The organism is Halorubrum tropicale, from assembly GCF_001280455.1.
Lineage (GTDB): Archaea > Halobacteriota > Halobacteria > Halobacteriales > Haloferacaceae > Halorubrum > Halorubrum tropicale.
On the sequence record NZ_LIST01000001.1, the window covers coordinates 363,854 to 386,411 of the forward strand.

Here is a 22,558-nt window from a genome sequence, read left to right on the forward strand (position 1 = left end):
GTGTGCGGCCCCTCCCTTCGCACATGGCCGAACTGACATCGACTGACGAGCCGGTCGAGTACGCGCGCGAGGACGTGTCCGTCCTCGTCGTCGGCGCCGGCGCGGCCGGCGCGCGCACCGCCATCGAGCTGGCCGAACGCGGGGTCAAGGACGTGCTCGTGCTCGGCAAGCGCGGACACGGCGACGCGCACACCACCTGGGCGCGGGGCGGGATCAACGGTGCCCTCGGCACCCACGACCCCGAGGACTCGCCGGCGATCCACGCCGCCGACACGCTCAACGAGGGCCACTTCGTCAACGACCCGGCGAAGGTGGAGACGGTAACCGAACAGATGCCAGAGCGCCTCCGCGAGCTCGACGAGTGGGGGATGGCGTACTCGCGCACGGACGGCGGCGAGATCGACCAGCGCTTCTTCGGCGCGCAGTCGTTCCGCCGGACCGCCTTCGCGGGCGACCACACCGGCGAGTCGCTGTTGGACACGCTCGTCGAACGCGCACAGGAGCTGTCGGTGCCGTACCGCGAGAACGTGATGATAACGAAGCTCGTCTCCGACGGCGACGCGGTCCACGGCGCCGTCGGCTTCGACATGGACACGGGCGAGTTCCTCCTGTTTAACGCCGGTATCGTCGTCCTCGCGGCCGGCGGCCACGCGGCGATATACGACCGCCACACGTCGCGCGACGACGAGAACAACGGCGACGGCGCGGCGCTGGCGTACGACGCCGGCGCGTCGCTCATGGACATGGAGTTCATGCAGTTCCATCCCACCGGGATGGCGGTCGACGAGACCGACCCGGAGTGGGCGCCGTGGAGCGGTCGGCTCGTCACCGAAGCCGTCCGCGGCGAGGGGGGCCGCCTGTTCAACGCCGAGGGCGAACGCTTCATGGAGCGCTACTCGCCGGACCAGATGGAACTCGACGCCCGCGACGTGGTCGCCAGGGCGATCGCGCGGGAGATCGCCGAGGGGCGCGGCACGGAGAACGGCGGCGTCTACCTCGACATCTCCCACCGCGACGCCGACTTCGTCCGCGAGCGCCTCCCGCGGATGTACGAGCGGTTCGACGACCTCGGGGTCGACATGGCGGAGGAACCGGTCGAGGTGGCGCCGACCTCCCACTACGGGATGGGCGGCGTCGCGGTCGACGACGACGGCGAGACCGACGTGGACGGGCTGTTCGCCATCGGCGAGACGATGGCGGGGGTCCACGGCGCCAACCGCCTCGGCGGGAACTCGCTGGCCGAGACCGTCGCGTACGGCGTGGTCGCGGGCGAGCGGATCGCCGACCGCGCCGACGGACCGGGCGAGGTCCCGACCGACCTGCGCGAGACGCTCGTCGATCCGCACCTCGCCGACCTGCGGGCGATGGCCGACAGCGACGGCGAGAACGAGGTTGACGCGGTGCTCGCCGACCTCGGCGAGCTGATGTGGGACCACACCGGGATCCTCCGCGACGAGTCGTCGCTCCGCGAGGGACTCGACCGCCTCGCCGACGTCCGCGACCGCGCGGCCGACCTCCGCGTCGGCCCGGTGACGAGCGAGTCGTTCGAGCTCGCGGTCGACCTCGGATTCATGATCGTCGCCGCCGAGGCGGTGCTCCGCGGCGCGCTCGAACGCGAGGAGTCCCGCGGCGCTCACTACCGGACCGACTTCCCCGACCGCGACCCCGACTGGCGGCGTAACCTCTACTTCGACGCCCCCGACGTCGGCGGCATGGCGCTCAGGAGCGAGCCGGTCGACGAGCCGAGCGAGGCGGTCCAGGCCGCGCTCGACGAGGGGCACGAGCTGGACTACCACCAGTTGGAGTAGCGGTGTCGAAGGCTCCGGATCACCCGCCCCGCTTCCGGTACCAGACGCGCTCGCCGACCGGCGACTCCCCCTCCGCGGTCGGTAGCCGGCTCACGAACAGGTCCCTGACGGCGAACGTGATCACCAGCTCGATCGGCCCGTCGTCGCCGTCCGCCTCGCCCTCCGATTCGGCTTCCCCGACCGGTCGCACCGTCACGACGCAGTGGCCGTCGCGCTCCCCGACCGACTCGACGACGCCGACGGACCACCGGTCGACGTGGTGCGACGGCTCCCTCGCGTGGACGCGGTCGTGGTTCACGACCGGCCCGCTCCCGGGTCGACCTCGTCGTCCGCGACCCGTCGCACCGCGAGCGCTCCCTCGCAGACGCACTCGCCCTCGCACTTCGGACACTCGTCGGCCGACCGCTCGATCGGGTCGCGGTGGACCGTCTCGTAGCCGTGCGCGTCGAACAGCTTCTCCGGGGAGTCGTCGCCGCCGTGGTACCACGAGTCCGCGAGGAAGCAGTCGACGCCGCGGTCCGCGCCGACCGCGTGGAGGCGTTCGAGCAGCCGGCTCCCGATCCCGCGCCCGGTCGCGTCCGGCCTGACGTACCCCATCTCGAGGTGCCCGTACAGCCCCGCGTCGGGGAGCAGGTCGGGGTCGTCGAAGAAGTACATCTCGTCGGCGACGGCGTCGGGGGACGCGAGCTCCCGGAGCGCCATCACCCCGAGGATCCGGTCGCCCTCGCGGCCCCCCTCGGCACCGGTCTCCCCCGCGTCTTCCGCGCCGGCCTCGACCGCGACCAGCACGTGGTACGTCGGGTCGTCGAGCCCGAGGTCGACGCCGTAGGAGCTCCCCTCGCTGAAGTGCGAGGTGATGAGCGCCTCCAGCGCCTCGGCGTCGTCCGGCCGCGGGTCCCGGATCGCGATCTCGTCCATCGACGGAGGGAACGTCGCCGCGGAGTAAGAGCGATGCGGTGCCGGAACCCCGCCGGCCCCGCGGCCCGCGGTCACCGGCCGGCGTCCGGCCGCCACACCGCCTGCCGGCGGTCGAGCCACGTGACCACGGCGACGTGCGGCAGCGTCATGGCCGCGATGGCGACCAGGGACACGGCGAGCAGGTCGCCCGGCGCCGCCACGCCGGCGGGCACCGAGACCCCGACCGCGCCCACGACGAGGAACCCGCCGAGCGTGAGCGGCGCGGCGTCGCGGCCGAAGCGGGCGAGCGCGCCGACCGCGTCGCCGGCCGACGCCGCGCTCGCCGCCTCGGGGTCGACGAGGACGAGCCGCCCGACGTGCCGGAGCGCGTGCCACAGCGCGAAGTACACCCCGACCGCGAACACCGGCGCCGCGAGCAGGAACCACGCCCACAGCACCGCCAGCTCGCCGACGTCGCGGCGCCACCCGCCCGCGTCGCGGCCGCTCCTCACGCGACGGTAGCCGAGCCCGACCGACGCCAGCGTCGCGGCCGCCATCCCGACCCCGACGCCGACCCGGACGCCGGGCGCGAACAGCGGATCGACCGCGGCCGCCGCCGCGCCGGCGTCGACGAGGAACAGCCCGACGATCCACTCGGCCACCAGCCGGTACTCCTCGGGGTGCGCGAGGAGGGGGACGCCCATCGGGAGGCCCCCGCGGACGACGAGCGCCAGCCACCGCTCCGCCGACGTGGGGAGGTGGTCGACGCCGGCGATCGCGAGCGCCGCCACGTCACCCTGGCCCCAGTGGAGCCACGTGAGCGCGATGAACCCGACGAACGCGGCGACGGGCGCCGCGAAGAACGCGGCGACGACCGCGCCGCCGAGGACCGCGTAGACGACCGAGACGACCGCGATCGACCGCCGGAGCGACACGCTCGGGTCGGCCCGCAGGGGGACGAGGTGGTCGACCGCGCCGTGCGCCATCCCGACGGCGAGGGTGCCGAGCGCGAACGTCGCGACGCCGACTTCGACCGGAAACAGGGGGGTCACGGCGCCGATCGGCAGCAGCGCGGCCAGCGCCAGCGCCGGGCGGCGCGCGAACCAGCGGTCGACGCGCTCGTTCGCGGCGTCGGCCGCCTCCGGCGCGTCCCCCGCGCCCGCTCCTGGGTCGCGCGTCGCCGCGGTCCGGGACTCGGCCGCGCCCGTCGACGCCGCCTCAGTCATCGACCACGTCGGGGTCCGGGTCGGCGGGCGGTTCCGGGCCGGGAACGTCGCGCTCACCGTCGCCCGGCGGGGACGGCTCCCCGACCGCCCGTCCCCGGCGGTCGTTCCAGTCGAGCACCCACTCGAAGAGGACGAGTCCGTTGACGGTCATCACGCCGGCCGAGGCGAAGAACAGCATCTCCTCGATCGGGAGTCCGAGAACGGTGACGCCCGTCGTCAGCTCGGGCGAGAGGTACCACGTGCCCATTCCGATCGCGATCCGGTCCGCGATCCAGAAGTACGCGGCCGGGAGCAGCGTGGCCGCGAGCCACATCTTGGGCGTCCGCACGAGGTACCCGCCGCCGACCCCCCACTGGAGCGCGAGGACGGGACCGACCCACGCGATCAGCCCGCCGAGGTAGAGGAACGAGGGGTCGAGGAGGACGAGTCCGAGCCCGATCGGCACCATCGCGAGGCCGACCGCGACGCCGGCGATCCGCGGCGCGCGGTCGAAGTCGCCCTCGCGGAACGTCGGGTCGAACCCGATCAGGTGGAGCGCGAACGCGGTGACGACGGTCTGGATCGCGAAGAAGAGGTACTCGCCGAGCGGGATCGACAGCGCGCGGACGAGCACCGCGCCGTCGGCGTACCCCCACGCGCCCTGCCGGATCATGTAGCTGATCCACGGGGTCGTGTAGAGGTACGCGATGGCGACGAGGATCGCGATCCCGGCCGTCGCGCGACGCCGCCGGACCGCGTCGTACCGCGGCGCGAGGTACCACAGGAGCGCGAGGACGGGGAGGCTGAAGACGAGGTGAAACTGGAGATACGTCAGCGTCGGCAGCATCGAACCACCCCAGCAGAGACACTCATACCAGTATATTTCCCTTCGTTTCTCTTTAACCCTTCAGCCGAACGTCGTCAGGTACCGCCGGACCGAACCGGTTCGGGCGTCACTCGTCGGCCGCGAGGACGCCGTGCGCCTCCAGCACCTTCCCGAGCCGGTACATGGAGGCGACGACCGAGTCGCAGACGGGGCGGACCGCGGACTTCGGGACGAAGCCGACCGCGAGCCCCGCGGCCTCCAGCATCGGCAGGTCGTTCGCGCCGTCGCCGACCGCCACCGTCTCGGTCATCGGGACGCCCACCTCCGCGGCGAGGTCGGCGAGCGCGTCGTCCTTCGTCCCCTCGATCAGCGGCCCCTCGGCCTCGCCGGTGAGCGCGCCGTCCGCGTCGGTCGGCAGCCGGTTGGCGACGATCGTGTCGACGGCGACGCCCTCGCGGTCGAGCGCCGCCTCGACGCCGCGCTCGAACCCGCCCGTGAGCACGGCGACGTGGTGCCCCTCGTCGCGTAAGCGCTCGATGAGGCGCGCGGCGCCGGGACGGATTCGGACCGCGTCGAAGGCGTCCTCGGCGTCGGCCGCCGACAGGCCGGCCAGAAGCTCCGCGCGCCGGTAGAGGCTCTCGGCGTAGCCGATCTCGTCGTTCATCGCCCGCTCGGTGATCTCGGCGACCTCGTCGGTGGCGCCCGCCCGCTCGGCGAGCAGGACCGTCATCTCGGAGTCGGAGAGCGTCCCGTCGAAGTCGAACGCGATGAGACTCATGGCGTTCGTTCGTCGCGGCGGGGCCTTGAAGCGCGCGGTCGGCCGCGAATGTCGCCGACGGAAACGTCCGTCGAGCCGCCCGTTCACAGCCGCTCGCCGCGGTACTCGACGTACGTGACCGCCTCGGCGCAGCCGCACTCGCTGTCGCAGCCGCTGCGACCGACTTCCGGCCGCGCTCGCTCACTCGCCGTCCGCGTCGGCGAGGAACTCCACGTCGCCGGCGATGACCGCGCTCGCGATGACTCCCACGCCGACGAGCGTCGCGACCCCGAGGGTGGTCAGCGTCACCGAGAGCGCCGACCCGCCGACCGCGACGCCGACGAACGCCCCGACGGCCCCGCCGACGCCGCCGGCGATCACCGCCAGCGTCTGTGCCTCCCGCATAGGTGTCGATTCAGCAACACCGTTTATAAGCGTTCCTGCCGGGTTCTCTCGGGTGATAACGCCGAACGGCGTCGCGTCAACCCCCTCTCCGGCCTCTCAGCGCGGGTACTGCCGTCCGAGGTCGCCGCCGGCCGCCGCCGACTCGCTTCCGTCCGCCCCGTCCGCGCCGTTCGCGTCGTCCGCGGGCTCGCCCTCGCCGCCCGGACTCACGCTGCCGGTCCGGTAGCCGGCCATGTCGAGGGTGACGTACTCGAAGCCGAGGTCGGTCAGGTGCTCGTGGACGGCGTCGGCGAAGGCGGGATCGAGCGCGCGCTCCAGCTCGTCGGGCGCGATCTCGACGCGGGCGAGCCCGTCGTGGTCGCGGACGCGGAACCCCTCGAAGCCCCACTCGCGGAGCACGCGCTCGGCCTTCTCGACGCGGGTCAGCCGCTCCTCGGTCACTTCGAGGCCGGTCGGGATCCGCGAGGAGAGACACGCCATCGACGGCTTGTCGGCCACGGAGAGGTCGTAGGCGTCGGCGATCGCGCGGACCTCCTCCTTCGCGATTCCGGCGTCCAGGAGGGGGGAGAACACGTCGAGCTCCTCGACCGCGCGGAGCCCGGGTCGGTGCCCCTCGCCCGGGTCGTCCGCGTTCGTCCCGTCACAGACCGTGTCGATCCCCCGTTCCTTCGCCGTCTCGTACATCTTCCCGAGCCGCATCGTCCGGCAGTGGTAACACCGGTCGCCGTCGTTCGCGACGAAGTTCGGGTCGTCGAGCTCGGAGAACGCGACCGTCTCATGGTCGATCCCGATCTCGTCGGCGACCCGCCGCGCGTCGTCGAGCTCCGCCGCGGGGAGCGTCTCGCTGCGGGCGGTACACGCCACGGCGTCCTCACCGAGCGCGTCCCGGGCCAGCGCCGCGACGACCGCCGAGTCGACGCCGCCCGAGAACGCGACGAGCACGCCGTCCCGCTCGGCGAGCGCGCCGCGGGCGCTCGCCGCCTTCGACGCCGTCTCGGGGCCGAGCGACCCGTCGCCGACGGGCCGCGCGTTCTGACTCATGGCCGGCGTTCGCGGCCCGCGCGAAAAAGCCCGTCGCACGCGGAACCGACGGCGGCCGTCCGGGGTTCGGCAGCGGCGGCCCGCGGGAGCGACCCGCACGCTTTAGACCGTTGCCGCGATACCGGCCGGTAGATGGATCTGGAGGCGATCCCCGGCGTCGGCGCCAAGACGGCCGCGGCCCTGCGCGAGCTCGACGACCCGGCCGCGACCGTCGAGTCCGGCGACGTGGCCGCCATCGCCCGCGCGCCGGGCGTCAACGAGGCCCGCGCGGCCCGCATCGCGCGCGGGGCGATCCGCCGCCGCCACGGCGACGACGGGCGGGTGCTGGCCACCGACCGGGCCCGCGAGCTGTACCGGGAGGCGATCGACCTGCTGCGCGAGCGGACCGTCACCGACTACGCCGCGAAGCGACTGGAGACGTTCTACCCGAGCGCGTCCGCCTCGCGCATCGACGAGGCCCAGGCGTTCGCGGCCGCCGCGACGGAGCGCGACCCCGACCCGGCGGTCCGCGAGGCGCTCGCGGACTGCGCGCCGCTCGCCGACCCCCCGACCGTGCGCGTCCGCGACCGGTGCCTCGCGAGCGCCGACGCCGAGACGCTCGCGCGGGCCGAGGCCGAGGTGCCCGAGCTCTCCGTCGAGACGGTCGAGGACGCCCGTGACGTCTCCGAGCTCGGCCGGTCGTACGCCTCGGTGATCGTCTTAGACGAGTCGTTCGCCGGCCTCGACGTGGAGGGCGACGTGAGCGTGCGCCCGGACGCGCTGGAGACCCCCGCGGAGACGGTTCCGGAGCGCCTGCTCGCCTTCTTCGCGGAGAACCGCGAGCGGCTGGAGGCGGCTGCGGCGGTCCACGAGGCCGCCGCGGCGGCCGGGGACCCCGTCTCGGACGGCGACCCCCCCGTCGACATCGACCGCCTGCGCGACGCGCTCTCGCGGCTCGACGACGACGGCACCATCGCCGGCGACGCGGAGTTAGACCGGTTGACGGCCGCCGTCGACGACCTCGACGCCGCGGTGTCGACGGCGGCGTCCGTCGCCGACGACCGGCTGCGCGAGGCGATCCGCGAGCGCGACGTCACCATCGAGGGGACCGACTTCCTCTCCCTCGTCGAGCAGGGCGCCCGCGTCGACTCGCTGCTCGACCGCGAGCTGGCCGACGAGTACGACGCGGCGGTCGACGCCGCCCGCGAGCACCTCGCCGACGCGCTCCGCTTAGAGCCCGAGGAGGCGGAGCTGGCGGAGCGCGTCTTCGGCGGCGACCCCTCATTTCCGGTCGACCACGACGAGAGCGCGGTCTCGCGGCTGCGCACCGAGCTGTCGGCGGCCCGCGACCGCCGCGCGGCGACGCTGAAGGCCGACCTCGCGAGCGACCTCGGCGACCTCCGGGAGCCGGTCGAGGCGCTGGTGCGCGACGCCCTCGAACTCGACGTGGAGCTGGCGATTTCGCGGTTCGCGCGCGACTTCGACTGTGCGATGCCGGAGGTCGTCGGACCGGAGGACGCCGACGCGGACGCCGGCTTCCGCATCGAGGGCGGCCGCTCCCCGCTGCTCGACGTCGACTTCGCCGCCGTCGAGCCCGTCGACTACGCCGTCTCGGGCGCGACGCTCCTGTCCGGGGTCAACTCCGGCGGCAAGACCTCGACGCTCGACTTGGTCGCGCTGGTCGTCGTCCTCGCGCAGATGGGCATGCCCGTGCCCGCCGAGTCGGCCACCGTCGAGCGGTTCGAGGAGATCCACTACTACGCGAAGTCGCAGGGGACCCTCGACGCGGGCGCGTTCGAGGCGACGCTGCGGGACTTCGGCGACCTCGTCGACGGCGCGGACGGCCGGCTCGTCCTCGTCGACGAGCTGGAGTCGATCACGGAGCCGGGCGCCTCCGCGAAGATCATCGCGGGCATCCTGGAGGCGCTCGACGACCAGGACGCCACCGCGGTCTTCGTCTCCCACCTGGCCCGCGAGATACGCGACGCCGCCGACTTCGCGGTCGCGGTCGACGGTATCGAGGCCGCGGGGCTCGTCGACGGCGAACTGCGCGTGAACCGCTCGCCGAAGAAGGGGCACCTCGCGCGCTCGACGCCGGAGCTCATCGTCGAGAAGCTCGCGGACGACCGCGGCGGCGAGTTCTACGGCGACCTGCTGGAGAAGTTCTGAGGGCGGGGCCGCCGCGCTCGGCCGTTCGCGCCGCCGCGTTCTGCCGGCCTCAGTCGCCGTCGAGCTCCGCCGTGACCGTGATCTCCACGTCGAGCGGCGCGGGGAGCCGAGACACCTCGACGCAGGTCCGCGCCGGGTACGGGTCCGAGAGGAACGACCGGTACGCCTCGTTCACCGCGTCGTAGTCGTCCATGTCCGTGAGGTAGACGGTCGCCGACACGATCGCGTCCGGGATCGTCCCGGCCGCCGCTACGATCGCGGCGACGTTTTCGAGCGTCTGCGTCGTCTGTTCGCCGACCGACTCGGGCGCCTCCCCCGTGTCGGGGTCCACGCCCGTCTTCCCCGAGACGTGGACCGTGTCGCCGGAGACGATTCCCTGTGAGTACGGGCCGAGCGCTTCCGGCACGTCGTCCGTCGTGATCTCTCGCATGACCGGGGGACGACGCGCCGCAGCATCAAGATGCGGGTCGCGGGGGTCACCCCGCCCGCTCCGGATGCTTTCCCCCGCGCCGACATATTCATACAGGCTCGGTCGGAACCGAGCCGTATGCCTGCCGTGTCCCCGTTCGGCGTCCTCCTCTTCGCGGCGCAGGCCGGCGTCGGCGCTCAGGTGTCCCGCTCGCTCCCCGACCGTGACCGCGCTCGTCGCGCCGCGGTCGGGCTCGCCGTGGCGGTACTGGGTCTCTTGGTCCTGTTCAGATTCGGCGTCGTCGCGGCGCTCGCCGCCGACCTGATCGCGCTCCTCGCCGTCGCGAGGGTGACGGGGACGTCCGGTCGCCGCCCGCTCCGAGGGTAGACGCCGGCCTCGCGGTGGGGCGTCTCAGTCGTCGTCGGCCACCGCCGGCTTCCGGCGGTCGTCGCGGGGGCCTTCGAGGTCGACCTTCGGGAGCATGTCCCGGAGGTAGCGACCGGTGTGAGAGGCGTCCACGTGGGCGATCTCCTCGGGCGTGCCGTCCGCGACCAGCTCGCCGCCGCCGTCGCCGCCCTCGGGGCCGAGGTCGATCACGTGGTCGGCGTTCTTCACGAGGTCGAGCTCGTGCTCGATGACGACGACGGTGTTGCCGGCGTCGACGAGCCGGTGGAGCACGTCGATCAGCTTGCGCTCGTCCTCTTTGTGCAGGCCCGTCGTCGGCTCGTCGAGGAGGTACAGCGTGTCGCCGGTCGCGCGCTTGCCGAGCTCCTCGGCGAGCTTCACGCGCTGGGCCTCGCCGCCCGAGAGCGTGGTCGAGGGCTGGCCGAGTTCCATGTAGCCGAGCCCCACGTCCTTCAGCAGCTTCAGCCGGCGTTCGAGCCCGCGGTGGCTCTCGAAGAACTCGTGGGCCTCCGCGACGCTCATGTCGAGCACGTCGGCGATGGTCTTCCCTTTGTACTCCACGTCGAGCGTCTCGTCGTTGTACCTGGCCCCGCCGCACTCCTCGCAGGGGACGTACACGTCCGAGAGGAAGTTCATCTCGATCTTGACGGTGCCCTGCCCGCCGCACTCCTCGCAGCGCCCGCCCTTCACGTTGAACGAGAAGCGCCCCTTCTCGTAGCCGCGACGCTTCGAGAGCTTCGTCTCCGCGAACAGCTCGCGGACGTGGTCGAACACGTCCGTGTACGTGGCGGGGTTCGAGCGCGGTGTCCGCCCGATCGGCGACTGGTCGATGAGCCGCACCGTCTCGACGTCGTCGAGCCCCTCGATCGCGTCGTGTGCGCCGGGGTCGACCGAGGTGTTGTCGTTCATCTCGCGGGCGAGCCCCTTGTAGAGGATGTCGTTGACGAGCGTCGACTTCCCGGAGCCGGAGACGCCGGTCACCGTCGTCAGCGTGCCGAGCGGGATCGGCACGTCCAAGTCCTTCAAGTTGTGCTGGCGGGCGCCGCGCACGACGAGTTCGCCCTCGGGCTCGCGCCGCTCGTCGGGCACCGGAATCCCCTTCCTACCCGCGAGGTAGTCGGCGGTCACCGACTCGTCGGCGGCGACGACCTCGTCGAAGTCGCCCTGCGCGACGACCTCGCCGCCGCGCTTGCCCGGGCCGGGGCCCATGTCGATGATCTCGTCGGCGCGCCGCATCGTCTCCTCGTCGTGCTCGACGACGAGGAGGGTGTTGCCCAGGTCGCGGAGCCCTTCGAGGGTGTCGAGCAGCCGGTCGTTGTCGCGCTGGTGGAGCCCGATGGAGGGCTCGTCCAAGACGTAGAGGACGCCGACGAGCCCCGACCCGACCTGCGTCGCGAGCCGGATGCGCTGGCTCTCGCCGCCCGACAGCGTCGACGCCTCGCGGTCGAGGGTGAGGTACTCCAAGCCGACCTCCTCCATGAAGCCGAGGCGCGCGCGGATCTCCTTGAGGATCTCCTCGGCGATGGTCGTCTCGCGCTCGGTCAGCTCCGCCTCCATCCCCTCGAAGTGCTCGCGGGCCTCGGCGATCGACAGCTCGTTGACCTCGGTGATCGACGTGCCCGCGACCAGGACGTGCCGCGACTGCTCTTTCAGGCGCGTCCCCTCGCACTCGGGACAGGTCGTCACGGCCATGTACTCCTCGATGTGGTCGCGGGCGCGCTCGGAGTCGGTCTCGACGTGGCGGCGCTCCAGGTTCGGGATGACGCCCTCGAACCGCTCGGTCTTCTCGCGGGTGCCGTTCTTCGTCGTCCACTCGAAGTGGACCAGGTCGTCGGTCCCGTAGAGGAACTGCCGCCGGATCTCCTCGTCGAGCTCCTCGAACGGCGCGTCGAGGTCGACGCCGAAGTGGTCGGCGACGTTGTCGAGCTGTCGCGAGTAGTAGGTGCGGTCGTAGCTCCACGGCTCGAACACGTGCTTCAGCGGCTTGGAGGGGTCCTCGATCACGAGGTCCTCGTCGACCTCCTTCGTCGAGCCGATCCCCTCGCACTCGGGGCAGGCGCCGTACGGGCTGTTGAAGGAGAACGAGCGCGTCTCGACCGCGGAGAACTGCACGTCGGAGTTGGGGTTGCCGAGCTCCTCGGAGAACTCCACGACGAGCCGGTCGTCGCCGTCGGCGTCGGCCGCGAGCGACCCCGTCGAGCGCGCGTTCGACGCGAACGGCACGTCCTCGGGCGGGTCCGGGACGATCAGCTTGAGGACGCCGCCGGCCGCTTCGAGGGCGGTCTCGACGGAGTCGGTGATCCGCGAGCGGGCGTCCGGCGAGACGGTGACGCGGTCGACGATCACGTCGATCGTGTGGTCGTAGTTCTCGTCGAGCTCGGGGTCGTCGAGCGTGAGGTCGACCGGCTCGCCGTCGACCTCGACGCGGCTGTACCCGTCCGACACCAGCTCCTCGAACAGGTCCTCGAACGCGCCCTTCTGGTCGCGGACGATGGGCGCGGCGATCTTCGCGCGGGTGTCCTCGGGGAGGTCGAGGATCTGGTTCACCATGTCCTGGGCGGACTGCTCGCCGACCTCTTCGCCGGTGACCGGGTCGTACTGCGTGCCGATCCGGGCGTACAGCAGGCGGAGGTAGTCGTGGAGCTCCGTGACGGTCCCCACCGTCGACCGGGGGTTGTTCGCGGCGTTCTTCTGGTCGATGGAGATGGCCGGCGAGAGCCCCTCGACGGACTCAACCTGCGGTTTGTCCATCTGTCCGAGGAAGTTGCGGGCGTACGCGGATAGTGACTCGATGTAGCGCCGCTGCCCCTCGGCGTAGACGGTGTCGAACGCGAGCGACGACTTCCCCGAGCCCGAGAGCCCGGTGACGACGGTGAACTCCTCGCGCGGGATCCGGACGTCGAGGTCCTTGAGGTTGTGCTCCTCGGCGCCGCGGACCTCGATGTAGTCCTTGCTCATTTCTACTCTGCCGTTGCGGGCGCGCGCGGGAATAGTCGTCGGTCGCGGGGGCCTCGCCAGGCCGTTGCCGCCGGCGACCGCGCCGAGCGCGCGGGCCTCACTCCCCGATGAACTCCGCGGGCGGCGAGAGGTCGCGGCGCCCGCCGAAGGTGACGAGGAAGAGGACGCCGACGCCGATCCCGTACGCCAGCATTAGCGGGATCGTCGCGAGGAACATCGTGATCACGTCGGCGGGGGTGAACACCGCCGCGACGAGCATGATCCCGATCGTCACCTCGCGCCAGCGCTCCCGGAACACGCGGTACGGGACGCCCGCGTTGTTGAGGAGCACCATCGCGATGGGGATGTCCGCGAGGAAGCCGATCCCGATCGTGGTGTAGATGACGAGCCAGAGGAAGTCGCTCACCTGGTAGGTGATGACCATGTCGGCGAGGCGCGCGTCCGTGACGAGCCAGCCGATGATCCCGGGCGCGATGGTCGTGTACCCGAGCGCGAAGCCGCCGATCATCCCGGCGCCGAGCGCGCCCGCCCAGAGGTACACCTGGTAGATCCGCCCGGCGACGAAGCCGCGCTCGCGGAGCGCGGGCCACGCGTAGTAGAGGGCGACGGGGAACGCGGCGAAGATGCCGAGCATCACCGAGAACTTCACCATGAAGATGAGCGCCTCGACCGGGTGGAGCGTGATGATGTTGATCCCGCCCTCCACCTCCGCCGGCACGCGCCGTTCGAGGTCGGCGCGGACGGTGCCGAGGCCGCCGAGGTACAGCCACGTGAACGCGGCCGCCATCACGGCGCCGAACACCGCGACGATCCGGAACGACCGCGTGCGCAGCGAGTCGAAGATGAACTTGAGGTCCTTGTAGTAGCCGCCGATGTCGTCCTCGGCCGCCTCCTCGTTGCCGTCCGTCAGCTCGGCGAGGAACGTCGAGCCGGCGCGCGAGGTCCGGTTCTGGACGGAGCCGACGAGGCCGCCCCCGCCGCCCCCGGCGTCGCCCGCGGCGTCGGCGTCGCTCGCGTCCGACTCGCCGTCGTCGTCGCTCCCCTCGTTCACCTCGTCGTAGCGGTCGAGGATCGCCTGCGCCTTCTCCGGGTCGTCGTCGTCGATCGCGGCCTGTGCCAGCGCGAGCGACTCCTCTTCGCCCATCTCGGCGAACGCGTCCGCGGGGGCCGCCCGCACCCCCGCGGCGTCGAGCTCGCCCACGTCGATCGCGGTCGGGTCGCCGTACTGCGCGCCCGCGCTCGTCGTGTCGAGGTCGGTGTACACCGCCCACAGCGTCGCGACGGCCGCGAACGCGAGCGCCCAGAGGGCGGCGTAGACCCAGAGCGCGGTCGCGGGGTCGAGGCCGAGCCCCTCGCCCGGCGCGAGGAAGCGGCGGGTGCTCCCCGCGAGCCGCAGGAGGCCGTTGACCGCGGTCCGGCCGCCGTACTCGTAGAAGCCGTACACGAGCGCGCCGCCGAGGACGGTCGCGCCCCCGACGACGTTCCAGTGGTCCCGGACCGCGCCGAGCACGTGGATGCGGTCGGAGCTCCGCTTGGCCGTGACGACGAGCTTCGCGAGGTAGAGGCTGAACCCGTACAGCGCGACCAGCGGGAACGCCCACAGGAGCTGCGTGAACGGGTCCGGCGGGGAGAAGACGGCGCCGAACACGAAGATGGCGACGACCGCGTAGCGCCACTTGTCCCGGAACGTCTCGTACGGGACGATCTCCGCGTACGACAGCCCGGTGATGAGGAGGGGCATCTGTCCGGCGAGCCCGAAGGACAGCGAGAGGAAGACGATGAACTCCGTCCACATCACGATCCCGTAGGTCGGCTGAATGTCGGCCTCCAGGCCGAACTCGGCCAGGAAGCCGAACATCAGCGGGAAGAAGGCGAAGACGCCGTAGGCGACGCCGGCGGAGAACAGGCCGGCGCCGAGCAGCCCGAGCAGCGCGAGCTTCCACCGAGCGATCGGCGACTGCGGCCACATCCCCCGGGCGCGGAGCTCGTCGCGGGTGACGTAGATCAGCGGCGGGATCGCGGTTATCGCGCCCACGATCAGTCCGATCTTCGCTTGGAGGAGGATCACCTCGAACGGAGTCGTCGCGATGATGTCGGCCTCCTCGGCGACCGCGGCGCTCATGTTCGATTCCGTCACCTCGCGGAGCCGGTCCCAGATGTACGTGCGCAGCGCCCAGAACGTCGCGAGGAAGCCGATGAGGAAGACGACGAACACCTTCTGGAGGTCCTTCTGGATCGAGCGAAGGAACGCCTTTGCCGTCTCCTGGCCCTCCGCGATCGACCGTTGGGTGTCCTCGTCGAGGGCGCTCGCCATACGGAGGGCGAGGGCCGTCGCCGTTATCAACCTTTTCGACCGCGGGCGCCGCCGCCGGCGCCGTTCCGGGACGGCCCGCGGAGCGACGCCGATCGGTCCCGCGCGGCGCCGCTATCCGAAAAGGTTGATAACCGCCCGGTCGCGTAGGGAAACTGAATGGACGACTCGGACCGGTCGCGCGACGACGACTCGGCCGCCGCTGACGGGTCGACCGACGAGGCCGAACCCGAGAGCGACGGCGCCGTCGACGACGGGTCCGAGACCGACGCGGAGCCGTCCGCGGGCGTCGAGTCCGAGGTGACAGCCGAGGTCGAGCCCGAGGTCGGGTCGACCCACGGCGACGACGACTCCGCGGCGGGCGAGACGGACGGCGACGACGACGGGTCGCCGGAGACGCTCTCGGACCCGGACGAGGTGGTTGAGGCCGAGGACGCCGGTCGGTCGGCCGCGCTCGACGACGGTGACGAGGCCGACGAGGAGTCGGTCGAGGCCGAGGCGTCTGCGGACGACGAGGCGTCTGCGGACGGCGAACTGTCGGCCGACGACGCGACGGTGGACGACGCCGAGGCCGCCGGCGACGGCGGCACCCCGGCGACGACCGCCGAGGCCGCGGACCCCGCGACCGCCGGCGTGCCGACGACCGAGGACGACGAGCCGTTCGACGGGATCGAGGGCCCCGAGACGGACGAGGAGATGCCGCTCGCCGTGCACATCGAGGAGATGATGCGCCGGCTCGCGGTCGTGTTCCTCATCGGCGGCCTCGCGACGCTCGTCGTCGTCACCGAGTCGACGGAGCTCATCAACTACTTCTGGAGCTACCACATCCCGGCGCCGATGGAGAACCGGCCGCGACTGTACGGCCCGCTCGAACTCCCGCTCACCCGGCTGAAGGTGGCCGGCCTCGCGGGCGTCGTGGTCGGGCTCCCGGCGTTCGTCTACGAGACGTACCGGTTCATGCGGCCGGGGCTGTACCAGACCGAGCGGCGCTACTACCTCGCGGCGGTGCCGACGAGCCTCATCCTCGGCGGGATCGGAATCGCCTTCGCGCACTTTCTCGTGTTGCCAGCGATCTTCTCGTATTTCACCACCTACACCTCCGACGCGGCGACGATCGCCTTCGGGCTCGCGGAGACGTTCAACCTGATCGTCATCATGCTCGCGTTCATGGCGATCGTCTTCCAGATCCCGCTTTTCATCATGCTCGCGATCATGATGAACCTCGTCACCCGGCAGTGGCTGGAGGCGAAGCGGCTGATCTTCTGGGGGACGTTCCTCGGGATCGCGTTCCTGTTCAGCCCGGACCCGACCGGGATGGCGCCGATCATCGTGACGCTCACGATGATCGCCCTCTTCGAGGGGACGCTCGCGATACTGCGCTGGACCGGGAATTAGATCCGGGCGGTGTCGCTCGTTTGGCTTCGTTGAACCCCTCAGTAGGTGATATGTCTTTAGAGCTGTGCTGCATAGAGAGCGCGAGTCGGTCAGCGACGACGGGACCCAACTCACTCGTCGATTGGCGTCTGTTGATGAGAGCTGAGTCGCCAAGACCCGTCGACCCGGACATATGTCGTGGTGATGAACGCCGTGTATCGGACCCGTCCTCACTACGTTCTGCAACCGCCCGATATACCAGCTGGAAAATGTCGTCGTCGATTTTGAGCAACTGTTCGTCGCCGAACTCGATACGTTGCCACCTGTTGGCTCCACCCAGTGATTCAAGCACAGCCGAACGGTCCAGTATGCCGGTCGGCTCCGGGAACACCATCACGGCATCCTCAGAGAGCTTGTCTCGATAGAACTCCTCGTCGGCGTTCCACAACTGGCGCTCCAGTTCCAGTAACGACTCCTTGGAGCCCATAATCAAGAGCAGAACAGCGCTCAGGATAATTCTACCGCCAGCTTGCTATCAGGAGTGCTGGCACGCATGAACGCCGTGACAGTGTCGAGGGACTTCCGCTGCCGTATACACTCTCTGTATTCAGCATTACCTCAGAAACCTCCCCGAACGCTGTCAGAAAAGGCGTGCAACACTCAGAGTGTGGATACATTATGCCTGCTAACGTGCCTCGGTAGGTATTGTTCCCGAGAATCAGGTCGCTACGGTGTGGAACGTTCGCCGCCAAGTCGCTCGCCTTGACGATGACGTGCTGACAGTTCGCGTCCGGTCGGAGGGCAAATGATCCGTCCGGGTAATGTTCGACGTACACCTCAACACCGTGACTGTGGCCGTGGTCACTTATTTGATCTAACAGTGAGCGCCGTCGGCCACCGCTTCGACGACCGATCGTACCCTCCTGTGGGGTAATCGTGGACAGCTCCAAACCGTTTGCCGCCGGTCTCCACACCCAACTTGAGATGTCAGAAGAGAAATATAGAGCTTGATATGGGCATAGGCGACTTGTTGTCTCCGAACCTCTCAATATATAAATTATAAAAGAATATCACATAACTCTAAAAGTGACTATCTGTGAAACAACCACAACAGACGGACGATTTGAAACGCCGGACCGTCCTCAGTCTGGCTGGTGGGACCGCTTTAGGACTGCTTGCGAGCACGGCCGGTGCGAGCGAGTCGGGGCTGACGAGCGGGGCGTCAGGTGCCGAGGCGGCAAGTGTGTTCGACGGATCGCAGACCGTCAGGCTAGAACAGATCGGTCGCTACGAGGGGCAGGATCTTTTCGATGAGGGTGGGGCGGAGATCGTCGCCTATCACGCCCCGACCGAGCAGCTGTTCGTGGTCAACGCCAACATCGGCGGCGTCGAGGTGCTCGACGTCGCGGACCCGTCCGATCCGACGCCCGTAGAGAACAGCCCGATCGACGCCGTGGGCTCCCTCGATGCCGTGGCGTCTGCGAACAGCGTGGCGACGTCCGAAGAGCTCGTCGCCGTCGCGCTCGAGGCGACCGTCGCACAGGACCCCGGGCTGGTCGGCTTCTACGACCCCGAGACGCTCGAGTTCCTGGGTACCGCGCCTGTCGGCCCGCTCCCGGACAAAGTCACCTTCACTCCCGATGGCGAGCGGGTGCTCGTCGCGAACGAGGGTGAGCCGACGGAGAACTACGCGTACGACCCGCGGGGCTCGGTCAGCATTGTCGACCTCTCCGAAGGCGTTGACGACGCCACGGTCGACACTGCAGGATTCCAGCGGTTCAACGGCCGAGAGAACCAGCTCCGCCGACAGGGCATCCGTATCTTTGGGCCGAACGCGAGCGCCTCGCAGGACTTCGAGCCGGAGTACGTTACGATCAGCGACGACTCTCGGACTGCCTGGGTCTCACTCCAGGAGAACAACGCCATCGCGGAAATCGACATCCGGCAGGCGCGGGTCACACGCCTACTGCCGCTGGGGTTCAAAGACTTCAGCCAGACAGGGAACGAACCCGACGCTAGCAACGAAGACGGCGGTGTGAACACCCGCAACTGGCCGATCAACGGCATCCTCCAGCCCGACGCTATCGGCGCGTATAGCCCGAACGGGCAGACCTACATCGTCACGGCGAACGAGGGGGACAGTCGCGACTACGACTCGTTCAGCGAGGAGGTGGAGGTGTCGGAGCTCCGACTCGACCCCGACGCCTTCGACTTCGACGAGATCGAGGGCATCGACAGCGTCGAGGAACTGCAGGCACCCGAGAACCTCGGGAATAAGAACGCGACGACGACGCTCGGCGACATCGACGGCGACGGGCTCTACGAGGAACTCTACGTCTTCGGCGGGCGGTCGTTCAGCATCTTCACCACGAACGGCAAGCTGGTGTTTGACAGCGGGAGCGACTTCGAGGAGATCACGGCCGAGCGGTTCGGCGAGGACTTCAACAACGACAACACGGAGAACACGGGCGACAGCCGCAGCGACAACAAGGGTCCCGAACCCGAGGGGCTCGCGCTCGGTCAGGTGGGTGACCGCCACTATGCGTTCATCGGCCTCGAGCGCGTCGGCGGGGTCATGGTTTACGACATCACCGACCCCGAGAAAGCCACGTTCGTCGATTACGTCAACAACCGGGACTTCGATTTCGACATCCAGGGCGAGATCGCCAACGGCGACGCCGAGGCGAGTGCCGCCGGCGACCTCGGTCCCGAAGGGCTCGACTTCGCGACTGCCGGGGAGAGCCCTACAGACGACCCGCTCGTGTTCGTCGGCCACGAGATAAGCGGGACGACAGCGGTGTTCCGTGTGATTAGCGAAGAGCAGGGTATCGACGACGACGAACGCGAGGATGGCGACGATCGCGGAGACGACGATGAGGACCGGGGTAATGGGAAGGGCCCTCATAACAGTAACGGGAAGGGTAATGGCCGCGGTCGGTGACGCCGACCCGGTAGCCGTCGAGTCGTCCCCTTGGCCCCGGAACGACTCCCCGGACCGTCGCGGCTGACCTGAATGGTGCCTGCCTCCTCGGGTCACCACCGTCCCCTGACCGTTTAGAAATTAGTGGCTCTGTTGAAATCCTCACTCGGTGATATGTTTTCAGACCCGTGCTGCATAGAGGGCGCGAGTACGGTACGACTTGATTTCATTTGTTAGCAATCGACACTAAGAAGAACGACTGTTCCTACTAGTTTTCGTCAATCCGGTTAGAAACTAATCTCCCGACAAATCGTGGGAGGTAAAGAGGATTTCAATGGAGTCGGCTTTTCCCAGCTTTCGGAATAATGTCTCAACTATCAAAAACTGGAATATCTTTATCAACAAAAAATAGTCTCAAACAATTCTTTGACCCTTCATGGCTTTTTCGTCTAATAGACTTAATTGACAAATTGTGATGCCCTCCGATCAGCCCCGCCGGACCTTCCTCAAAACGAGCGTCCCTATGACAGTAATTATTGCTGGTTGTCTGAGTACACCGTCTGATACGACCCAATCAGGTGACCCTAGGCAGGGACCTCCACGGACAACCCCTCAGTGGTTACACGAAAATGTCGAATGTGAGTCCATGGAGCCACCAGAAGACGGACCACATAAAACGAGCCTTACCCTCGATTCGGTGGCTGACGAACTCCGTTCATCTGCACCATCGATCGGATTCGAATCACTCTCATCAGACACACGCATGGTAGTCGCCTTTGCGGTGGATCATGGATCCGCCGAAACGTGCGTTTATCCTCCCCCAGACCCGTTTCGAGAACTTGCAGACAGAATCCGTGACATCATCGTTACAGCCGAAAAAAGGCCAGAAAACGTCTATATCGAGAAGGGAACAAATTATTACGATATCAGCTTTCAATCGGCCGATGCGGTCTATATTTAACACCTATTGATCCGGCATTTATGCGTCACCGATACGGACACAATAAAGTCTTGTACTGCGATATTACATTCTCAAAACCGCGGTTCGCTCTTTTATAGGGATTGTTGATATTGTTGAGTTGATGCCTTTGAGTCGAAGAAGACAAATATACCGCGTCTGCGGTGTCCGACACGAATCATTCTGGACAAGGAGACGACAAATGCGAAACGAATAGCCTGTGTTGACCGATCCGACCTGATCGAATCTGGAGATAACTCTGTGCGAGATTCACCCTCTGTATCGGTCAGGCCGATACTGACAGGAGACGAGTGGTTCAGCTGATTCGTGCTGCATGGAGGGCGCGAGTCTTGCATAGAGAGTTCTTTCGAAATCACCTCGAAAAGTAATCTATCGATCGTTTTCATCACCCATTCATGGAGTCGAATCCTACCGGATACGGAGGCTCGCGCGACCGAGTTGGTTTAGGAACGGAATGCCTCGAACACCCGAGACTCGATTTTCTGGAGGTGTTCGCCTACCGTTCCAGCAGAAAGCTCCAATCGGTCTGCGATATCCCGATGGGTCGTTTGGCGTGGTACGTCATAATACCCGAGATCGAGGGCGACATTGAGCACCTCTCGTTGACGGTCCGTCAACTGGACAGGCAGCGGCGTCCCTGCCTCCAAATAGGGTCCGATCCGTTCAATCGACACGTCGAGTGTTGGTGGTAGATCGGCGAGGGCCTCCTGTATCACCTGGTTCGTTTCCCCGATCAGAACCACTCGGAGTCGCCCGTCCTGCGTGCTCCCGATGGGGAAGTCGAAGAACACCTCGTGCGTACGTGGTAACTTGAGGAACTCCTTGAGTTCGGGTGGTGGGTGGGCATGGACGTACACAAGCGCGCTCCCGCCCTGCTCGCTGGAGATGCTGTGACCGAGGACGTCCGCGTTTTCGCTCAACAACCTCGCCGCGTCGTCCATATCACCGCGCAGCCGGCCGAGCAGGACAACAGTTTCGTCCGCCAGGATGTTCAGGTGATGAATTCGATCCCGTTCGAACTCCGAGTCCGGGCCGAACATCCGAGAGGAGATATGCGAACCGGAAGGCTGTCCGAGGGTGAACGTGACCGCTCTCATACGACGTACGTTTCTCGCTTCGGTCCTCGCTGCGGACACCAATCAACGCCTCTCTCACCGGCTCTCATATATACTACCGATAGTGCTAGGCAGTAGCCTAACTCTTCCCCCCACCGTACCCAACTGCTATGAGTGCCATGGAAACGCCCGAAACAGCCCGCAGAGATGTCACAGATACGTACAACTACCGGCATTTCGGGCCGGAGTACTACGATTTCAAGCGATTCGACGGTCCCAGACCGGGTGACGAGGCCCCCGATTTCGAGGCGACCACGCTCGATGGGAATGCCGTCAGCCTCTCCGACTTCGGGGGATCCTGGGTAGTCTTAGAGACGGGAAGCCTCACGTGTCCGATTACCGATTCGAAGGTCCAGGCTATGGATAAACTCTCTCAAAAGTTCGAAGACGTCGTATTCATCCTCTTGTACACGCGGGAGGCCCACCCAGGAGAGAACTGCGAGGCGCACCACTCGTTCCAGGACAAACTGGAACGCGCGAGGAAGTTTGAGGCCGACTACGATGTCGAGCGCACGGTCCTCGTGGACGATATCGAAGGAACGGGCCACCGGAAGTACGGCGGTATGCCGAATTCGGTGCACGTCATCAACCCGGACGGAGTCGTTGTGATGCGGGGCGACTGGAACCACGTGAGCAAGGTCAGGGAGATACTTGAGCGACGGGAGGACGATCGGATATACAAACGGGATATCTACCGGGGGCGGCCGCTTTTTTTCACCCGAAAGAAGGGTGCCATCCGAGTGCTAGTTGAGGCGGGCCCGAGAGCTGTCTGGGACTTCCTGAAGAACATGCCGGTGCTCGGCTGGATGCATCTGAAAAAAGAGTTCAGAAGCAAGTCGTCGAACAAGTAGTTAAGATACGATCCGCCGCAAAAAGCCCGGAATTCCGCTCAATCGTGATGATCGGTTACCGGTCACGCCGGGCCCGTTAATCCGATGCCGTGATAGATACACGCTCTGTATCTCGCACGGCGATCCTATCCGTTCTTTAGGGTTTCAAC

19 protein-coding genes are annotated in these 22,558 nt (G+C 68.0%); 7 read left to right on the forward strand and 12 right to left on the reverse strand.

The genetic code is table 11. The features are described 5' to 3' along the window. Positions 1-23 precede the first annotated feature (23 nt). Positions 24-1,808 carry an L-aspartate oxidase gene (locus AMR74_RS01655; RefSeq protein ID WP_053770330.1) on the forward strand — a complete coding sequence of 595 codons (1,785 nt, stop codon included), beginning with the start codon at positions 24-26 and terminating at the stop codon, positions 1,806-1,808. Positions 1,809-1,827: 19 nt separating this feature from the next. Here the strand turns inward: AMR74_RS01655 and AMR74_RS01660 are convergent, their stop codons facing one another. From AMR74_RS01660 to larE, 7 genes are all read right to left on the reverse strand, one after another. Then, positions 1,828-2,106 carry a DUF7861 family protein gene (locus AMR74_RS01660; protein WP_053770331.1) on the reverse strand — a complete coding sequence of 93 codons (279 nt, stop codon included), beginning with the start codon at positions 2,104-2,106 and terminating at the stop codon, positions 1,828-1,830. Next, positions 2,103-2,726 (reverse strand): GNAT family N-acetyltransferase, encoded by a 624-nt coding sequence (locus tag AMR74_RS01665; RefSeq protein ID WP_053770332.1) that lies wholly within the window; start codon positions 2,724-2,726, stop codon positions 2,103-2,105. Before AMR74_RS01665 ends, AMR74_RS01660 begins: the two co-directional genes overlap by 4 nt. 71 nt (positions 2,727-2,797) lie before the next feature. Further along, positions 2,798-3,931 (reverse strand): Brp/Blh family beta-carotene 15,15'-dioxygenase, encoded by a 1,134-nt coding sequence (locus AMR74_RS01670; protein ID WP_053770971.1) that lies wholly within the window; start codon positions 3,929-3,931, stop codon positions 2,798-2,800. Next, on the reverse strand, positions 3,924-4,757 hold the full coding sequence (locus AMR74_RS01675) for a lycopene cyclase domain-containing protein (protein WP_053770333.1): 834 nt from the start codon (positions 4,755-4,757) through the stop codon (positions 3,924-3,926). The genes AMR74_RS01670 and AMR74_RS01675 overlap by 8 nt, the downstream gene beginning before the upstream one ends. Positions 4,758-4,863: 106 nt before the next feature. After that, positions 4,864-5,514, reverse strand: coding sequence for a phosphoserine phosphatase SerB (gene serB / locus AMR74_RS01680; protein WP_053770334.1), 651 nt, complete (start codon positions 5,512-5,514; stop codon positions 4,864-4,866). Between the two features lie 180 nt (positions 5,515-5,694). Further along, positions 5,695-5,898, reverse strand: a complete 204-nt coding sequence (locus tag AMR74_RS01685; RefSeq protein ID WP_053770335.1) for a hypothetical protein — start codon at positions 5,896-5,898, stop codon at positions 5,695-5,697. A 96-nt stretch (positions 5,899-5,994) separates the two neighbouring features. Further along, on the reverse strand, positions 5,995-6,939 hold the full coding sequence (gene larE / locus AMR74_RS01690) for an ATP-dependent sacrificial sulfur transferase LarE (RefSeq protein ID WP_053770336.1): 945 nt from the start codon (positions 6,937-6,939) through the stop codon (positions 5,995-5,997). A 132-nt stretch (positions 6,940-7,071) separates the two neighbouring features. Here larE and AMR74_RS01695 point away from each other — a divergent pair, with 132 nt between their 5' ends. Continuing rightward, positions 7,072-9,087 (forward strand): MutS-related protein, encoded by a 2,016-nt coding sequence (locus tag AMR74_RS01695; protein WP_053770337.1) that lies wholly within the window; start codon positions 7,072-7,074, stop codon positions 9,085-9,087. Between the two features lie 49 nt (positions 9,088-9,136). On the opposite strand, the gene AMR74_RS01700 is transcribed toward AMR74_RS01695, so the two are convergent. Further along, a complete protein-coding gene (locus tag AMR74_RS01700; protein ID WP_053770338.1) occupies positions 9,137-9,517 on the reverse strand; it encodes a RidA family protein in 381 nt (126 codons plus the stop codon). A gap of 117 nt (positions 9,518-9,634) precedes the next feature. Here AMR74_RS01700 and AMR74_RS01705 point away from each other — a divergent pair, with 117 nt between their 5' ends. Next, positions 9,635-9,883: a hypothetical protein gene (locus AMR74_RS01705; RefSeq protein WP_053770339.1), complete on the forward strand. Its 249-nt coding sequence runs from the start codon at positions 9,635-9,637 to the stop codon at positions 9,881-9,883. A gap of 24 nt (positions 9,884-9,907) precedes the next feature. Here AMR74_RS01705 and uvrA read toward each other — a convergent pair whose 3' ends face one another. Both uvrA and tatC read right to left on the reverse strand, forming a co-directional pair. Continuing rightward, positions 9,908-12,859 (reverse strand): excinuclease ABC subunit UvrA, encoded by a 2,952-nt coding sequence (gene uvrA / locus AMR74_RS01710; RefSeq protein WP_053770340.1) that lies wholly within the window; start codon positions 12,857-12,859, stop codon positions 9,908-9,910. Positions 12,860-12,956: 97 nt separating this feature from the next. Continuing rightward, positions 12,957-15,173 carry a twin-arginine translocase subunit TatC gene (tatC, locus tag AMR74_RS01715; RefSeq protein ID WP_053770341.1) on the reverse strand — a complete coding sequence of 739 codons (2,217 nt, stop codon included), beginning with the start codon at positions 15,171-15,173 and terminating at the stop codon, positions 12,957-12,959. Between the two features lie 156 nt (positions 15,174-15,329). Here tatC and AMR74_RS01720 point away from each other — a divergent pair, with 156 nt between their 5' ends. Beyond that, positions 15,330-16,565: a twin-arginine translocase subunit TatC gene (locus tag AMR74_RS01720; RefSeq protein WP_053770342.1), complete on the forward strand. Its 1,236-nt coding sequence runs from the start codon at positions 15,330-15,332 to the stop codon at positions 16,563-16,565. Here AMR74_RS01720 and AMR74_RS18350 read toward each other — a convergent pair. After that, positions 16,507-17,031 carry a DUF4440 domain-containing protein gene (locus AMR74_RS18350; protein WP_139042951.1) on the reverse strand — a complete coding sequence of 175 codons (525 nt, stop codon included), beginning with the start codon at positions 17,029-17,031 and terminating at the stop codon, positions 16,507-16,509. The two genes, AMR74_RS01720 and AMR74_RS18350, sit on opposite strands and share 59 nt — an antisense overlap. A gap of 756 nt (positions 17,032-17,787) precedes the next feature. On the opposite strand from AMR74_RS18350, the gene AMR74_RS01725 reads away from it, so the two are divergent. Together AMR74_RS01725 and AMR74_RS18355 are read left to right on the forward strand one after the other, a co-directional pair. Then, a complete protein-coding gene (locus AMR74_RS01725; RefSeq protein ID WP_240471119.1) occupies positions 17,788-19,485 on the forward strand; it encodes a choice-of-anchor I family protein in 1,698 nt (565 codons plus the stop codon). Between the two features lie 676 nt (positions 19,486-20,161). Beyond that, entirely contained in the window at positions 20,162-20,425 is a 264-nt protein-coding gene (locus AMR74_RS18355) for a hypothetical protein (RefSeq protein ID WP_139042952.1), read from the forward strand. A 461-nt stretch (positions 20,426-20,886) separates the two neighbouring features. Here the strand turns inward: AMR74_RS18355 and AMR74_RS01730 are convergent, their stop codons facing one another. Then, complete coding sequence (locus AMR74_RS01730; protein WP_053770343.1) at positions 20,887-21,540, reverse strand: helix-turn-helix domain-containing protein; 654 nt, start codon at positions 21,538-21,540, stop codon at positions 20,887-20,889. 137 nt (positions 21,541-21,677) lie between these two features. On the opposite strand from AMR74_RS01730, the gene AMR74_RS01735 reads away from it, so the two are divergent. After that, on the forward strand, positions 21,678-22,409 hold the full coding sequence (locus AMR74_RS01735; protein WP_167551885.1) for a TlpA family protein disulfide reductase: 732 nt from the start codon (positions 21,678-21,680) through the stop codon (positions 22,407-22,409). Positions 22,410-22,558 lie beyond the last annotated feature (149 nt).

Excerpts from the sequence above, each read along its gene's own strand:
- AMR74_RS01655 (WP_053770330.1), top strand. The coding sequence starts at position 24 with ATGGCCGAACTGACATCGACTGACGAGCCGGTCGAGTACGCGCGCGAG.
- AMR74_RS01665 (WP_053770332.1), bottom strand. The coding sequence starts at position 2,726 with ATGGACGAGATCGCGATCCGGGACCCGCGGCCGGACGACGCCGAGGCG.
- AMR74_RS01670 (WP_053770971.1), bottom strand. The coding sequence starts at position 3,931 with ATGACTGAGGCGGCGTCGACGGGCGCGGCCGAGTCCCGGACCGCGGCG.
- AMR74_RS01675 (WP_053770333.1), bottom strand. The coding sequence starts at position 4,757 with ATGCTGCCGACGCTGACGTATCTCCAGTTTCACCTCGTCTTCAGCCTC.
- serB (WP_053770334.1), bottom strand. The coding sequence starts at position 5,514 with ATGAGTCTCATCGCGTTCGACTTCGACGGGACGCTCTCCGACTCCGAG.
- AMR74_RS01685 (WP_053770335.1), bottom strand. The coding sequence starts at position 5,898 with ATGCGGGAGGCACAGACGCTGGCGGTGATCGCCGGCGGCGTCGGCGGG.
- larE (WP_053770336.1), bottom strand. The coding sequence starts at position 6,939 with ATGAGTCAGAACGCGCGGCCCGTCGGCGACGGGTCGCTCGGCCCCGAG.
- AMR74_RS01695 (WP_053770337.1), top strand. The coding sequence starts at position 7,072 with ATGGATCTGGAGGCGATCCCCGGCGTCGGCGCCAAGACGGCCGCGGCC.
- AMR74_RS01700 (WP_053770338.1), bottom strand. The coding sequence starts at position 9,517 with ATGCGAGAGATCACGACGGACGACGTGCCGGAAGCGCTCGGCCCGTAC.
- AMR74_RS01705 (WP_053770339.1), top strand. The coding sequence starts at position 9,635 with ATGCCTGCCGTGTCCCCGTTCGGCGTCCTCCTCTTCGCGGCGCAGGCC.
- uvrA (WP_053770340.1), bottom strand. The coding sequence starts at position 12,859 with ATGAGCAAGGACTACATCGAGGTCCGCGGCGCCGAGGAGCACAACCTC.
- tatC (WP_053770341.1), bottom strand. The coding sequence starts at position 15,173 with ATGGCGAGCGCCCTCGACGAGGACACCCAACGGTCGATCGCGGAGGGC.
- AMR74_RS01720 (WP_053770342.1), top strand. The coding sequence starts at position 15,330 with ATGGACGACTCGGACCGGTCGCGCGACGACGACTCGGCCGCCGCTGAC.
- AMR74_RS18350 (WP_139042951.1), bottom strand. The coding sequence starts at position 17,031 with ATGGGCTCCAAGGAGTCGTTACTGGAACTGGAGCGCCAGTTGTGGAAC.
- AMR74_RS01730 (WP_053770343.1), bottom strand. The coding sequence starts at position 21,540 with ATGAGAGCGGTCACGTTCACCCTCGGACAGCCTTCCGGTTCGCATATC.
- AMR74_RS01735 (WP_167551885.1), top strand. The coding sequence starts at position 21,678 with ATGGAAACGCCCGAAACAGCCCGCAGAGATGTCACAGATACGTACAAC.